This window comes from Gordonia sp. 852002-51296_SCH5728562-b (assembly GCF_001665475.1).
In the GTDB taxonomy this organism is placed as follows: Bacteria; Actinomycetota; Actinomycetes; order Mycobacteriales; family Mycobacteriaceae; genus Gordonia; species Gordonia sputi.
In genome coordinates this window covers 1-594 of record NZ_LZMI01000137.1, presented here as the reverse complement: position 1 = coordinate 594, position 594 = coordinate 1, and the positions used below count along the sequence as shown (strand labels likewise).

Annotated in this window: 1 protein-coding gene; it reads left to right on the top strand. The window is 62.6% G+C overall.

Annotated elements, in window-relative coordinates; translation table 11 throughout:
• On the top strand, positions 1–594 hold a 594-nt coding region (locus tag A5766_RS23645; protein WP_064906686.1), incomplete at both ends, for an integrase core domain-containing protein.

Here is a 594-nt window from a genome sequence, read left to right as displayed (position 1 = left end):
CAAACACCCGCGGCACGGGTTCCGGCGAGCGTGGGCGCACCTGCGCTTCGACGACGGCATCGAGATCAACAAGAAGAGGGTGCATCGACTGTGGAAGGAGGAGGGCCTGCAAGTGCGGCGTGCTCCGCGGCGCAAACGGGTCGGCCAATCGTCGGTGCCGGTCGTGGTCGCGGACGCACCGAAAGTGGTGTGGGCATTGGACTTTCAGTTCGATTCCACCGTCGATGGGAAGAAGATCAAGATCGCGTCGATGGTGGACGAGCACACCCGCATGTCGTTGCTGAACATCGTGGACCGCTCGATTCCGGCTGAGCGGTTGATCGAGGAGTTGGAGAAGACGTTCGCGATCTGGGGTGGCCCGCCGATGGTGCTGCGCATGGACAACGGCCCTGAGTTCATCTCAGAAGCCCTGCAGGCGTTCTGTGCAGGGTCGGTGGGGATCTCCTACATTCCGCCCGGCACGCCGTGGAACAACGGGTTCATCGAGTCGTTCAACAACCGGTTGCGCGACGAGTGTTTGAACCGCAACTGCTGGCCCACCCTGTTGGAGGCCCGTGTGGTCATCGGCGACTTCAAGGCCGACCACAACCACCG